Here is a 13,457-nt window from a genome sequence, read left to right as displayed (position 1 = left end):
AGTATGATGCAGCCCCCTACGTTAGTGGACGCGAGCCTCTTTCTTTATGCAGTTAGACAAAATAGATCTCAATTTACTTCGTTATTTAGACTCCTTATTACGGGAGCAAAATGTGACCCACGCCGCCAATCAGCTGGGTATCACCCAACCCGCAATGAGCAACGGTTTACGACGTTTACGAGATCTATTTCATGACCCATTACTCGTCAGAACCAGTGATGGCATGATGCCAACCGCCCTAGCAATACAGCTGCAACCACGCGTACAGAGCATTTTACAATCGGTCGATGAAGTATTGCACTTAGGGCAAAGTTTCGAAGCAGAATCCAGCTCCCGTGTTTTTCGTATTATGGCCAGCGACTACGCGGAAGCCACCCTCATCCCCCCGCTGATGAAAAAGCTACAAGATGAAGCTCCCAACGTCATTTTAGACGTTATGAACCCCAGCGATGTGAGCTTTCATGATGTGGAAAAGGGTAAAGTGGATCTGGTGATCAACCGATTTGACACTTTGCCTCAGTCGTTTCATCAGAAATCCGTTTGGGTCGACCATTTCTCTTGTTTGGTGCCTGCGGATTCAGACATCGCGAAGAACTTTTCATTAGAGACGTACCTAGAGTCTCCACATGTGTGGGTCAGTAAGACCGGCTTTGGTGTGGGTGTGGGCATTCAGCCAGAAGAAGTGCAAAAGCTAGGCTGGGTTGACGGCTCATTGGCTGACCTTGGTTTTAAGCGCAATATCCGTTTATTTACTCGGAATTACAACGTTGCCATGCGCGCCACAGAGCAGCTCGGATTGATCGCAACACTGCCTTCGTTGGCCACTCGCCTAATGAAGAACAACCCCAACGTTGTCGTGATTCCACCGCCGTTCGATATTCCGCCGGTTGAACTAAAAATGCTCTGGAGCCCATTGCTTCAACACGATCCTGGCCACATTTGGCTGAGATCAACGATTGCGGGCTGCGCAAAAACCATTGCAGAAAACAACAACCTGTAGTTCACCCGGGTCATTCAGACATAAAAAAACGAGCAAATTTGCTCGTTTTTTTATGTGTTATCTTTTACTTACTAGCACGCATTACATGTTTAGCATTTGTTCAGCGGATTCTTCAGCATTCGACACGGTTCTTTTCAGATCAGTAATGTGCCCATTATCAATACTGTAGCACCAACCATGAACGTGTAACTCTTGGCCCGTTTTCCATGCATTTTGAACAATGCTGCTCTGACAAACGTTCGCCACCTGTTCAACCACATTCAACTCACACATGCGATCAAAGCGTGTGTGTTCGTCGCTAATGGCATCCAGTTCGTCTTTATGCAAACGATACACGTCCTTAATATGACGTAGCCAGTTGTCTATCATACCGTGCTCTTCGTTGCCCATAGCCGCTTTGATACCACCACAGCCATAGTGACCAACAACCATAATGTGTTTGACTTTCAGTACATCCACCGCGAACTGGATAACAGACAAACAATTCAAATCGGTGTGCACCACAACGTTGGCGATATTACGGTGAACAAAGACTTCACCTGGCAAAAGATCCACAATCTGGTTTGCTGGAACACGGCTATCGGCACACCCGATCCATAGATATTCAGGCTGTTGTTGCTTAGATAAGGTGGAAAAAAATTCTGGATCTTCCGCCGTTACTTTGGCGGCCCACTCTCTATTTTTATTGAAAAGTTCATCTAAATAGTTAGACATGATTCACTTCCTTAGCCTTTTTGTGATACCAACGAAGCTTAATGTCCGCGGTTAAAATGATAGAATTGAGTTGCTTTAGAGCCTCACGGCCGTCATAAGACGCTTTATGCATATGAGGCGTCATACTCAATAAATTCTGTATGTCTTCCTGAGAACCAAGAGTAAATGAAAAGGTTTCTGTTTTTTCCTGCATTAGCTCAAATCCCGCCACACCGTCAGCAAACGTCGGTTTGTACTCATGAATAGTCGGATACAATATTCTTCTCAGCTCGATTAGGTGATCTGGACCCGATTCAACCAAAAGCAGCAAACCGTCGTCGCTTAATGCTCGAGAAAACTCGCTAAAAACAGGAAACCCAAATAAACACAATACGGCATCAAAGCGTGAATCTGGCACAGGCAAGCTGGCGTTGCTGCCCACCAACCAACTGACCGATTTATCTCGTTTGCTCGCGGCCGCTATTGCCCACTTTGAAATATCAAGCCCAGTGCGCTCGGCACTCGTCTCTTGCGCCATCAAAGCCTTACCAATTTCATCAAGATAATAGCCTTCACCGCACCCAGCATCGAGAATACGCACGCCGTCGTATAAATGACGTTCCGGCCAAGAAGATAAAATCGCACTCACAATGGGAAAATAATGTTGCTGCGACAGAAAGGCTTGCCGCGATACCACCATCTCTTTGCTATCGCCAGGGTCTTTAGAACGCTTATTTTGTACTGGAAGAAGATTTACATAGCCGGATTTGGCCAGATCGAATGTATGTCCTTGATCGCACTTTAAGCTTCGTTCAACAAGGCTTAGCGGTGTGGAGTCTATCGGACAAGAAAGATTTTCAAGCGTCGACACAGTGTTCCCATCGTTTAATAATTTTCGCGTGAGGAAAAGGATAACCTATTCCAAACACGCAAGACATCAAAAATGCCAAAGCCATAATGCTTTCTTAATTTGATGGCGTATTTTATCTTTAGCGGTCAAACGATGGCGCTGCGTCCGTTCACATAGGACAGAAAGTCATCACCACATAAAGGTCGAGAAAACAGATACCCTTGCACCTCTTCGCAAGCATAGCCGTTTAATGCATCCACTTGTGAGCGTGTTTCAACCCCTTCGGCAATCACTTTCAGATTCAAGCTGTTGGCCATGGCAATAGTGGCCTTAACGATGGCATCGTTATCGCAATCCAAACCCAAGTCATGAATAAATGATCGGTCGATCTTTAACGTTTGAATCGGGAATTTTTTCAGATAGGCCAACGATGAATACCCTGTCCCAAAATCATCAATAGACAAGGTTAAGCCCAGCTTCCGAAAACCATGCAATTTATCGATAGATTGTTGCGCATCCGCCATCAACATGCTCTCGGTTAACTCAAGTTCAAAGTATTCAGAATCGACACCCGTCTCTTCCAACACACGTTCCACCATATCAACCAGATCAGCCTGCATAAATTGTCGGCTGGACAAATTCACCGACAGTTTTATCGGCGCAAATCCCGCTTCTCGCCATTCTTGTAATTGTCGGCAGGCTCGTCGAATCACCCACTCGCCTAGCGGTAGAATCAAACCGCTTTCTTCTGCTAAAGGTATAAATTGATCAGGACTGATCATCCCCAATTCAGGGTGAATCCAACGGATCAAAGCCTCCGCTCCCACCACCACTTCATCACACAGACGAATCTTAGGTTGGTAATGCAGAATGAACTGCTCTTCCTCAATGGCCTTTCTGAGTCCACCACCCAAAGTAAGGTGAGCATCAATGTTATCTGCCATGTCATTTTCGTAGACAAAATACATGTTATGGCCCGTGGACTTCGCACGGTACATCGCCGCATCGGCATTTTTGAGCAAATTATCAATGTCATCCGCGTGCTGAGGGTAACTCGCAATACCAATACTGGCAGTAATCATCATTTCCATTTTGGCCACCGGATACGTATCGCTGGCATTTTGCATAATGCCCTTTGCAATGTCTTCCAGCTCATCAATGGAATCGGTGTTTTCCAATACAACCACAAACTCATCCCCACCCAAGCGATACAAACAGGCTCGTGAAGGAATACAGGTTTTAATGCGCTCAGCAACACGTTGGATAAGTTCGTCACCCACACGATGACCAAAGTTATCATTGATCACTTTAAAACCGTCCAAATCCAGGTACAAAATACCAAAATGTCGCTGGCGCTTGCGTGCATTGACCAACGCACTTTCTAACTGCTGGTACAGCAAATTGCGATTTGGCAATTGAGTCAGGCTGTCGTAATTATTTAGACGGTACAGCGCGACGTCATGATCTCGTTCTTCTTGAATATCATGGGTCAGTAAGTAAATGTCATTTGTTAAAGGATGATAAGAGACTTCAATCTTATGCCAACGAACGCCTTTTTTACTGGACAAACGGATTTCTTGGGAAAGCAACTCTTTCAGTTCTAAACGTCGCATAAAACTATTGGCCGCACCAGACACAGCAAATAGATCTCGAATATGTTGAATATCGCCAAACAGTTCGCTAAAGCGGTCGCTTGCTTCCAAATAAACGCCATTAGGATCAAAAGCGGCAACAGAAAGGCTTTTGAATTGGGTAGGTAACCTGCTGGCGGTGATCGCTTGCGCTGGTAACATGTTGCCCATCACGGCAGGAGTAGGTTTGAATAGAACGGACACAGGGTGCGCTTCAACCGACAAACCTCGACGCCCTTCCCCTAATGCAATCACAGAACCACTGACCGTGTATTGTGTACCGTCTTTCGCAAGATAAGGCCATTTAAACGGCAAAGCATCGCCCAACGACAACGCGTCGATGTAAACAGACAAGCGCTTTTGCAGCGCCTCTGAAATCAAACGTTGGCCTGACTTTATATCGCTCAAAGAATCTGTCAGCAACTCAGCGGCCGCGTCATTACACCAAGGCACACTTGAGCGCTCTATATCAATAATCCAAGCAGCCAACGGCATTTTGTCATGCACCAGTGTCGATAAATCTGTCATCTACTAAGTTCTACTACAATACATTTTGCATACTAAAGGGTCGTCAAACCATCACCACAAATCAGGCACAATAAAAACATGCTTGTTTATTGCTTCTTCCTGTTCAGAAGAAGACCATAAAAAAACATGCTCAGGTCGAGAGTCATGTAGGATTTTACCTACGAGATTGTAGGCAGATTGCGTCAAATTGAAAGAAAAATTCACATTATCATTTGGAAAAGCCAGCCAATGCGGCTTTTGTAAGATTAAAAACTTCGAAAATTGTGCCGTCAACGTCGCCGCCTCAGATTCTCGAACCCAACCACCAAACTCTGTTTGCGTTAACCACTCGCCCCCATCTTGGCTATTGCCTAAAGGCTTATAAAGCCGACCAAAAATCAATAAATTCGAATGCGGCACACGACCTTTTGCCACATCCGCAATGGCACTGACGCCTTCTTCCGTTTGCAAAATTTGTAACTGATGGTCTCTGGCTCTTGTGACTTTTTTAAGCAGACTGTCGTTTTTATTTGGCCCAATCCAATGATTCGGGTACAAATCCTGTCGTTCTAAATAAAACTTAATGGCAATTTCAAACTGGTGTAGGTCACCGGCAGGCGTTTCCACCAACATGTCCACCTCGCCCAAGGTTTTGCCTTGGCCGACAATCTGAACATGCTCCAGATGAATCGTTAGCATCGACAAATGACGGATAGCATACGAAAACAACGTCTCAAAATAACTGCCAAGAAAATGCGATTTACACGCTGCCATGGCTTCAACTAAAGACGATGGCTGTTGATCCAGAGCCAACACACGCTCCGTCACATCTGGCAACCAATAGGTTTCCAACGCAAAATCACGCTCGATATAATGTCCCTCCACCAGCCACGCAAGATCCCTAACCAAAGGATGCTGAACTCGCTGAGACAGTGAGGTCACAACGCACCGCTTAAATGCTGATCGATGCGATTTAAACACACCACAATTTGGCTTACTTTATTGGCCGGCAGTCCTTTAAACGCATCTTCCGCCATCGGCGAAATATGACAACGCACCGGCAACGCCTCCCCCGTTTCCAACATGCTTTTAAAACGCTCAATCATCACAAACCGCAACCATTGCTCAAACGCCATGGTGTCCACACAAAAAGGTTCTGAGCTTTGCTGGGCTAGTTCAGAAGGAGTCTCGCATTCCCAAACACCACCGTCTTGCATTGCCATTTGCAAGTCCATCAGTAAATCCGCCAATACATGATGGGCAGAAAAGGTTTTTTTCAACCTGATTTCTCCTATGAAAAACGGTAAGATAGCGCATCTTTAATTCACACATGAAAGCCTACCGATAGCACTTCATTTGAACCTGTATCGGCAGCATGAGCCCAAACTTTAGTATGAACAAAATAGAATCTTTAGCAGACTTATTCAACATGGTTGGCTGTGATGTAAACTATTACGACCTCGGTCGTCACATCACCAAAATCACCCCACAACAGGCGATCCAATTCGATCGCAAACAGCAAGCCTACCCCTTTCCATTTCGTCAACACGCTTGGCTTGCTTGCCTACTAAAAATGAAAAACGCTCAAACTCAAAACAGCGATAAAGCCGCTGAGCAAAGCGTAATCTGGTTCATAAAAATGCCCTTAGACGAAGCTGGCTGCCTAAACCTCGGCACTCGTGATCACTTCATCAAAAGCATCGTCGATAAAATACTACACAAAGGCGAAGAAGCTGGTTTATCTGAAGCGCTTGAAGACAGCCCTTACGCTTTCAAACCTGACCAAGAACGCATGGCCAGCCTGCATGCTATATTGGGCAAAGACCTACGCCAAACACCCTCTCATTACTTCGATGCCGTGGTGAAATACCTCTCTTCTAACGACCTAGAACAAGATGAAAGCTGGCAAACATTGGGGTTACAAGGCATAGCCGAATTGGCCACCCAAGCGCACGACAGCCACTATAGCGCACTCATTAACAATGCCATTCGCCATGCGGCCAATCCTGTTGTTAGCGCGTTATGCCATGCACTGGAACACGAAAATTTACCGGAAGCCCTACAAGACACCCTGATTGAAAAGCTGCAAACAGAACAAGAACCTTTGTTACAAGCAAGCTATCTGCGCGCCCTTTCCAGAGCAGACCTAGACGACCGACTTTTGCTCCCCTTGTTTGGATTATTGGGCAGCCTGACAGAATGCAAAGACGATGACCTTCATGCCATCGCCGCTTTGGCGGCGAAATGCCCACATTGGTTGGCTCAAAACCCTCAATTGCTGCGCATCATCATGGAAAAATTGGCACATCGAGAAGACGGCTACATAGCCTTCAAACAAATCGCCGCCGAACTCAGCCAACACCCAGAAACCAAACAACCGCTTTGGACATTACTTCGCAGTGGACACGCCAGCCCAACACTGGCGCAAGCAGTCAGTCACCTATTCACGCAAACACCAAGATCGGTGCAGTGAGTGATTAGGAAAGAAGAGAAACAGAAGAATCAGAGTCTGTGGCGTTTACAATATAAGACGCCATAAAAAAGGCCCCATTTACCTGAGTAGAAAAAATGGGGCCAAGGTAGTCGTAGATACTTTGTCAATGACGAGTCTGTTTCGGCTCGTTGGTTTGACGCATTCGTTTGCGGTGCTCGACAAATTCATCGCTCAGCATGTAGTCGCCTTGCTCGTTGTGAGCCAATGCGCCACGATTAACCAGCGCATCCAGTGTTTTTGGCAACACTTTTTGTCGACGCTCGCCTTTGATAAAGTAAAACTGTTCGTCTAATTGGATTAGCTTAAACCCCGACTCCAAATACCCAACGCACAAGTTTTGAGTTGGCGTTAATTTGAGTTTCATAATTCACCTCACCTTGCCGTCTCTTAAATTGATCATTTATCGTACACATAACTATAGAATATAGACTCTTTTTCCAATAACGAAAATTTTGCAGCACCAAGATTACAAAAAAATAAAAAAATGCTTATAAAATGCCTAAAAAAAAGGGAAGACATCACGCCTTCCCTTTCCACTATATTACTGTGAGCAGGTTACTCAGCAAACACTACGGTCTTATTACCATGCACCAAGACACGATCTTCTAAGTGATAGCGTAAACCACGAGACAGCACCAATTTCTCAATGTCTTTACCAAGACGAACCATGTCTTCTGCTGCGTGGCTGTGACGAACACGAATCACGTCTTGCTCGATAATCGGACCAGCATCCAAATCGGCCGTCACATAGTGACAGGTTGCACCAATCAACTTCACACCACGAACAGCGGCCTGATGGTAAGGCTTAGCACCGATGAAAGAAGGCAAGAAGCTGTGGTGAATGTTGATTACTTTGTGACGGTATTTTTCGCACAAGTATTCAGGGAAGATCTGCATGTAGCGCGCCAGTACAATGGTGTCAGCACCAGACTGATCAATGCAGGCTTCAATCTCTTGAAACGCTGGCATTTTGTTTTCTTTCGGCACTGGGATGCAGAAGTATGGAATTTTGTACCATTCAACCATAGAACGCAGGTCTTCGTGGTTAGCGATAACCCCTACGATTTCACAATTCAGTTCGCCCGTGTGCCAGCGATGCATAATGTCGTTTAGACAATGGGATTCTTTGGTCGCCAACAACACTACTTTCGGACGGTCTTCGCTGTCTTTCACATACCAACGCATGTTGAACTCTTCTGCGATTGGCGCGAATTCTTGGCGGAATGTTTCGACGTCAATATTCAGGCTTTCTGCGTCAATGTCGTGACGCATGAAAAACCATTTTTGCTCTAAATCCGTATGATGACTCGCTTCGATAATCGAGCCTTTGCGTTCGTTTAAGAACTGACTCACCGCCGCTACAATCCCCACTCTGTCGGGACAACTAATCACAAGTCGAAATGTTTTCTTTCTCATAGTAAAACTTATAAACCTTAAAAACGCTTAAAAATAAAAAGGCGAAGCGACACGCTTAGCCTGAATAAAACGTCAGCAAATTATACTGATTTCACTCACTTATGCTGACTTATTCTTAATAATGTAACACTGATGAATTTTGTCGTTACGATCAAAATCTGGATCGAGTGTTTCACGAGTGATGTTTTTCACATCGTATTCTTGCTCTAACGCTTCATCCAATACAAAACGACGATAGTTATTGGAGAAAATCAGCTCCCCGCCTCTCGCCAATCTTGCCATTGCCAAACGAACCAATTCACCGTGATCACGCTGAATGTCCAACACATCCGCCATTTTTTTCGAATTCGAGAACGTCGGAGGGTCCATAAAGATTAAGTCAAATTTATCGCGGCTTTGTTTTAGCCATTCAATACAATCAGCACGCTCTACCTGATGATGCAAATCCGAGAACTCGTTCAACTCGATGTTACGACGCGCCCACTCTGTGTACGTGTTCGACATATCGACACTTAAAGAGCTGCGAGCACCGCCTTGGCCGGCATGGACTGACGCGGTTGCCGTGTAGCAGAACAAGTTTAGGAATCGTGCGCCATTGGCTTTGTCTTGAATCAATTTACGTACAGGACGGTGGTCAAGGAACAAGCCAGTGTCCAAATAATCTTTTAGATTCACGATGAAGTCGCAGCCGTATTCTTCAACGATCATTTCGTGTTTCGTCTGATCAAATTTTTCGTATTGCTCTTTGCCCGTCTGTCTTTGACGTTGTTTCAAGATCACATTAGATTCTGAAATATTCAATGCCGTTGGAATCGCAGACATGACTTCAAACAAACGCTGTTTGGCTTTTTCTGGATCGACGCTTTTAGGCGCTTGGTATTCTTGAACGTGCGCCCAATCCTGATAAATATCGATGGCAACCGCGTATTCTGGCATATCTGCGTCGTACACGCGGTAACATTGGATTTTATTCTTCTCGACCCATTTTTTTAGTTTTTTGGCATTCTTTTGTAGACGGTTGGCGAACATTTGCGCACCCGGTGTCATCGCCGCTTGCGCGACCACGTCTTCTTTAATACTGCCGTCCAACAAGGGGAATCGGTAAGCGCGACATTCAATGCCACCGTTAATCACTCGTGTACTTTTCTCTGGACGAACAGGGATTTGACGCGCCAAATGGTCATTACTGGTCAGCATCATAAACTGCCAACCACGCACATTATTCACCACCCATTCACCTAATTGACGATACAAGGCAATCAAAGCCATTTCGTCACCAATACGCTCACCGTATGGCGGGTTAGTAATCACCAAACCGGGCATCTCTGGCGTAATGTCAAACTCATGCTCTTGGAAAGACGTCATAGTCACATCAATCACACCGGATAGTCCTGCGCGCTTGATGTTTTCACGCGCGGCCGCGATGGCTTTTTGTTCTCGGTCCGCACCTTGGAATCGAATACCCAAGGTCGTAGGGTCTTTTTTACGATTCTTAGCGAAATCCATCAGCTGTTGCCACATACGATGATCGTGCTGTTTCCAGCCTTTGAATCCCCAATATGGACGACGTAAGCCCGGCGCGATATCCAAAGACATCATCGCTGCTTCGACGAGGAAAGTACCAGAACCACACATAGGATCAATTAATTGCGTCAAGCCACAATCCGTTCCCCAGCCTGCCCGCAACAAAAGTCCAGCGGCTAAGTTTTCTTTAAGAGGAGCCATACCACCATGTTGGCGATAACCACGGCGGTGCATACTTTCACCAGATAAATCGATACTCACGGTAACCACATCACGCTTAATGCGTAACGCGATACGCACTTCTGGCTGCTCTTTTTCGACGTTAGGGCGCTCACCCGTTAGGGCGACAAAATAATCGGCAATCGCGTCTTTCGCACGAACCGCACCAAATTGCGTATTACGAATATGGTGGTTGGTGCCGTGGCAGTCAATCGCCATGGTGTTTGTGACCTTCATGTGGTCAGACCATTGAATCGCTTTTACACCATCGTATAAATCGTCAGCCGATTCCATTTTGAAATTGGCGATGGGCAACATCACGCGAGTCGCAACACGCGACCAAAGGCAGGCTTTGTACATGCCTTCTAAGTCTGTTGTTAGCTTTACTTGCGCTTCGCCCAATCGAGTTTGCGTCAAGCCTTCGGCGTGCAACTCTTTTTCCAAGACATTTTCCAATCCAAGAGGACAGGTTATCTCTAGTGCGTAAACCTGACTTGCTGAATCAGTTGTCTGTAATATCGTGCTCATTTTTAAGTACTTTTTTAGATTTCAATGAATATTCAAGGTAAAAAGCAGGTGAGATTTGTCTCGGCCTGCTTTTTACAAAATGCGCTAGCCACATTAGGGTTGTGGTTAGGAATTAAATGCCCAATTCTCGTTCTCGGTAATACGCGTCTGTGCTAGCAATGGCTTCTTTAACCAATTCTGGACCTTGGTAAATAAAGCCAGAATAAATTTGCACCAAACGGGCTCCGGCTTGCAGTTTTTCGACGGCGTCGGAACCGCTGGAAATGCCGCCCACACCAATAATCGGCAACGTATCTTTTAGATGCTCCGCCAATACACGAACAACGTGCGTTGACGCATCGCGAACAGGCGCACCACTTAGGCCACCCGCTTCTTTTTCAAACTTGTGTCCCGCCACCGCATCGCGTGACAAGGTGGTGTTTGTGGCAATAATGCCATCAACCCCTTGGGCAACCAATGTGTCGGCCACCATTTTAATTTCGTCATCGGTCATATCAGGCGCAATTTTCACCGCTAACGGTACGCGCTTGCCATGTTCTGCTTCGTATCGATCACGAGCCTCTGTCAACGGCGCTATCAGTTGCGCTAGGCTGTCTCCAAATTGCAAACTGCGCAGCCCCGGCGTGTTCGGTGAGCTGATGTTGGCAGTAATGTAATCGGCATAAGGAATGACTTGTGTTAGACACGCCAAATAATCGGCGGCGGCGTCTTCTACGGATGTTGTCAGGTTTTTGCCGATGTTCACGCCCAAAACACCAGGGTAACGATGGGATTTTATGCGCGATACAAGATGATCAACGCCTTTGTTGTTAAAACCCATGCGATTGATGATGGCGTTATGTTCTGGCAAACGAAACAAACGTGGCTTAGGGTTACCAGCTTGGCCTTTAGGCGTTACCGTGCCCACTTCCACAAAACCAAAACCCAATGCGCCTAATGCTTCAAACGCATCGGCATTTTTATCCAACCCCGCCGCCAAACCTACTGCGTTGGGAAAACGTATGCCCATCACATCCACTGGCTTCGTGGACGGCAATCCGCCTAGAAATTTATTTAAGCCCAATCGGCTGCTTGCTGCGAGAAGATCCAAAGACAATTCGTGGGATACTTCTGGGTCTAGTTTAAAAAGTAACGAGCGAGCAAGTTGGTACATTGTTAGGGCTCCTAGGCTATTAAAGTCTGGTGAATGCTTTCGCTGAGCTGTGCTATTTATCTAATTTTCAATCTGATTTGTGCTATTTAATGCGTGTCTTCCAAACGAACGCTATGTCAGTTTAGTCACAGCGATCAATTTATTCTTGTCATCAAACTCGACTTCAAACAACCCGTGGATGCCTTGATGGGTAACAAATCGCTGAAAAGCCGTTAAGGGCAACTGAACTTTACGTCCATCTAGGCTGCTCGCCACTAGGTTTTTAGCGGCTCCCGCATACATAGCCTCATATTTAAACGCGGGCAAAGCCACATTTAATACAATTTTTGCCATTTTCGTGTCCTGTACTTACATTACCCTTACAGAGAACGCTCTGTGCGTAAAGATTTGAATCCGATAAGATGAAGACTATTATATTGCGTTGACACTTTTTTTGACAGAAGTATAAGGAACCTAGGTTCGATGGTAACTGTAATTGAGCAATTAAAAGACCACCTAAATCGCGCCGTTGTCGGCCAACCCGAACTCACTCATGAATTACTCGTCGCTTTAATCGCCAATGGCCATGTTCTTCTAGAAGGCCCTCCAGGTATCGCAAAAACCACCGCCGCCAAAGCGCTCGCCAGCGCCATCGACAGTCGCTTTCAACGCATTCAGTTTACGCCGGATTTACTCCCTGGTGACGTCACCGGTTCTGACATTTACCAACAAGAAACGGGGCAGTTTAGCTTTATCCCCGGCCCCATCATGAACGACATTGTGTTGGCCGATGAAATCAACCGCGCACCAGCCAAAGTGCAGTCGGCATTGCTTGAAGCCATGGGCGAAAGACAAGTCACAGTCGGCAACCACAGCTATGCGCTGTCTGATCTTTTTTTTGTCATTGCAACACAGAACCCTATCGAACAAGAAGGCACTTACCCTCTACCGGAAGCGCAGCTTGATCGCTTCATGATGAAGATCAATCTTGGTTACCCAAGCGCCGCAAGTGAATTGGACGTATTAAGATTAGTGCGCCAGCAAGACTTACATAAAACCGCATCTAGCAAACCACAACCCATTTGCACACCCTCTGACATTCTTAAGCTGCAACAAAACGCCTTGGCCTTGTATATGTCCGAAAGCGTCGAGCAATATATCGTGCAATTGGTCATGGCAACACGACAGCCTGAGCTTTATCTTGGAGACGCAGGTAAAGGAAGTCACTTGATTGAGTTTGGCGCCAGTCCTCGTGGCACACTCGCGTTAGACCGCTGCGCTCGGGCAAATGCCCTATTAAATGGTCGAGATTTTGTCACACCAGACGATGTCCGCCACATTGCGCTGCCGGTATTACGCCATCGCATTATTACCACTTTTGAAGCGCAAGCGGCTGGGCTGTCAGTTGACGATTTGCTCAAGCGGTTGATCAGCCACGTTCCCGCCCTTTAATTCAAAGCATT

The 13,457-nt window shown here is 46.1% G+C and carries 13 protein-coding genes; 3 read left to right on the top strand and 10 right to left on the bottom strand.

The window, feature by feature from the left end:
* Positions 1-46 precede the first annotated feature (46 nt).
* Positions 47-1,000: a LysR family transcriptional regulator gene (locus AABA11_RS06250; RefSeq protein ID WP_265729229.1), complete on the top strand. Its 954-nt coding sequence runs from the start codon at positions 47-49 to the stop codon at positions 998-1,000.
* Between the two features lie 81 nt (positions 1,001-1,081).
* Here the strand turns inward: AABA11_RS06250 and can are convergent, their stop codons facing one another.
* The 5 genes from can to AABA11_RS06225 form a co-directional block, all read right to left on the bottom strand.
* The gene (gene can / locus AABA11_RS06245) at positions 1,082-1,714 is read right to left on the bottom strand and encodes a carbonate dehydratase (protein ID WP_265729228.1); all 633 of its coding nucleotides are present in this window, start codon (positions 1,712-1,714) and stop codon (positions 1,082-1,084) included.
* Positions 1,707-2,564 carry a putative RNA methyltransferase gene (locus AABA11_RS06240; protein WP_338266322.1) on the bottom strand — a complete coding sequence of 286 codons (858 nt, stop codon included), beginning with the start codon at positions 2,562-2,564 and terminating at the stop codon, positions 1,707-1,709. The genes can and AABA11_RS06240 overlap by 8 nt, the downstream gene beginning before the upstream one ends.
* 125 nt (positions 2,565-2,689) lie before the next feature.
* Positions 2,690-4,702: a putative bifunctional diguanylate cyclase/phosphodiesterase gene (locus AABA11_RS06235; RefSeq protein ID WP_338266320.1), complete on the bottom strand. Its 2,013-nt coding sequence runs from the start codon at positions 4,700-4,702 to the stop codon at positions 2,690-2,692.
* 51 nt (positions 4,703-4,753) lie between these two features.
* The gene (locus AABA11_RS06230; RefSeq protein WP_265729225.1) at positions 4,754-5,623 is read right to left on the bottom strand and encodes a DUF1853 family protein; all 870 of its coding nucleotides are present in this window, start codon (positions 5,621-5,623) and stop codon (positions 4,754-4,756) included.
* Entirely contained in the window at positions 5,620-5,961 is a 342-nt protein-coding gene (locus AABA11_RS06225) for a YqcC family protein (RefSeq protein ID WP_265729224.1), read from the bottom strand. The genes AABA11_RS06230 and AABA11_RS06225 overlap by 4 nt, the downstream gene beginning before the upstream one ends.
* 113 nt (positions 5,962-6,074) lie before the next feature.
* Between AABA11_RS06225 and AABA11_RS06220 the strand changes: the two genes are divergently transcribed.
* On the top strand, positions 6,075-7,154 hold the full coding sequence (locus AABA11_RS06220; RefSeq protein ID WP_338266316.1) for a DUF3549 family protein: 1,080 nt from the start codon (positions 6,075-6,077) through the stop codon (positions 7,152-7,154).
* Positions 7,155-7,278: 124 nt separating this feature from the next.
* Here AABA11_RS06220 and AABA11_RS06215 read toward each other — a convergent pair whose 3' ends face one another.
* From AABA11_RS06215 to AABA11_RS06195, 5 genes are all read right to left on the bottom strand, one after another.
* Positions 7,279-7,539, bottom strand: a complete 261-nt coding sequence (locus tag AABA11_RS06215) for a formyltetrahydrofolate deformylase (protein WP_265729222.1) — start codon at positions 7,537-7,539, stop codon at positions 7,279-7,281.
* Positions 7,540-7,730: 191 nt separating this feature from the next.
* Positions 7,731-8,591 (bottom strand): formyltetrahydrofolate deformylase, encoded by an 861-nt coding sequence (purU, locus tag AABA11_RS06210; protein ID WP_265729221.1) that lies wholly within the window; start codon positions 8,589-8,591, stop codon positions 7,731-7,733.
* Between the two features lie 99 nt (positions 8,592-8,690).
* Positions 8,691-10,862: a bifunctional 23S rRNA (guanine(2069)-N(7))-methyltransferase RlmK/23S rRNA (guanine(2445)-N(2))-methyltransferase RlmL gene (gene rlmKL / locus AABA11_RS06205; RefSeq protein WP_338266312.1), complete on the bottom strand. Its 2,172-nt coding sequence runs from the start codon at positions 10,860-10,862 to the stop codon at positions 8,691-8,693.
* A 112-nt stretch (positions 10,863-10,974) separates the two neighbouring features.
* Positions 10,975-12,015 (bottom strand): quinone-dependent dihydroorotate dehydrogenase, encoded by a 1,041-nt coding sequence (locus AABA11_RS06200; protein WP_338266309.1) that lies wholly within the window; start codon positions 12,013-12,015, stop codon positions 10,975-10,977.
* A gap of 111 nt (positions 12,016-12,126) precedes the next feature.
* Positions 12,127-12,348, bottom strand: a complete 222-nt coding sequence (locus tag AABA11_RS06195) for a DUF2835 domain-containing protein (RefSeq protein ID WP_265729218.1) — start codon at positions 12,346-12,348, stop codon at positions 12,127-12,129.
* Between the two features lie 129 nt (positions 12,349-12,477).
* On the opposite strand from AABA11_RS06195, the gene AABA11_RS06190 reads away from it, so the two are divergent.
* Positions 12,478-13,446, top strand: coding sequence for an AAA family ATPase (locus AABA11_RS06190; RefSeq protein WP_338266306.1), 969 nt, complete (start codon positions 12,478-12,480; stop codon positions 13,444-13,446).
* Positions 13,447-13,457: the final 11 nt, after the last annotated feature.

It is taken from the genome of Marinomonas pontica, assembly GCF_036322735.1.
In the GTDB taxonomy this organism is placed as follows: Bacteria; Pseudomonadota; Gammaproteobacteria; order Pseudomonadales; family Marinomonadaceae; genus Marinomonas; species Marinomonas pontica.
This window is presented reverse-complemented; position numbering and strand designations above follow the sequence as displayed.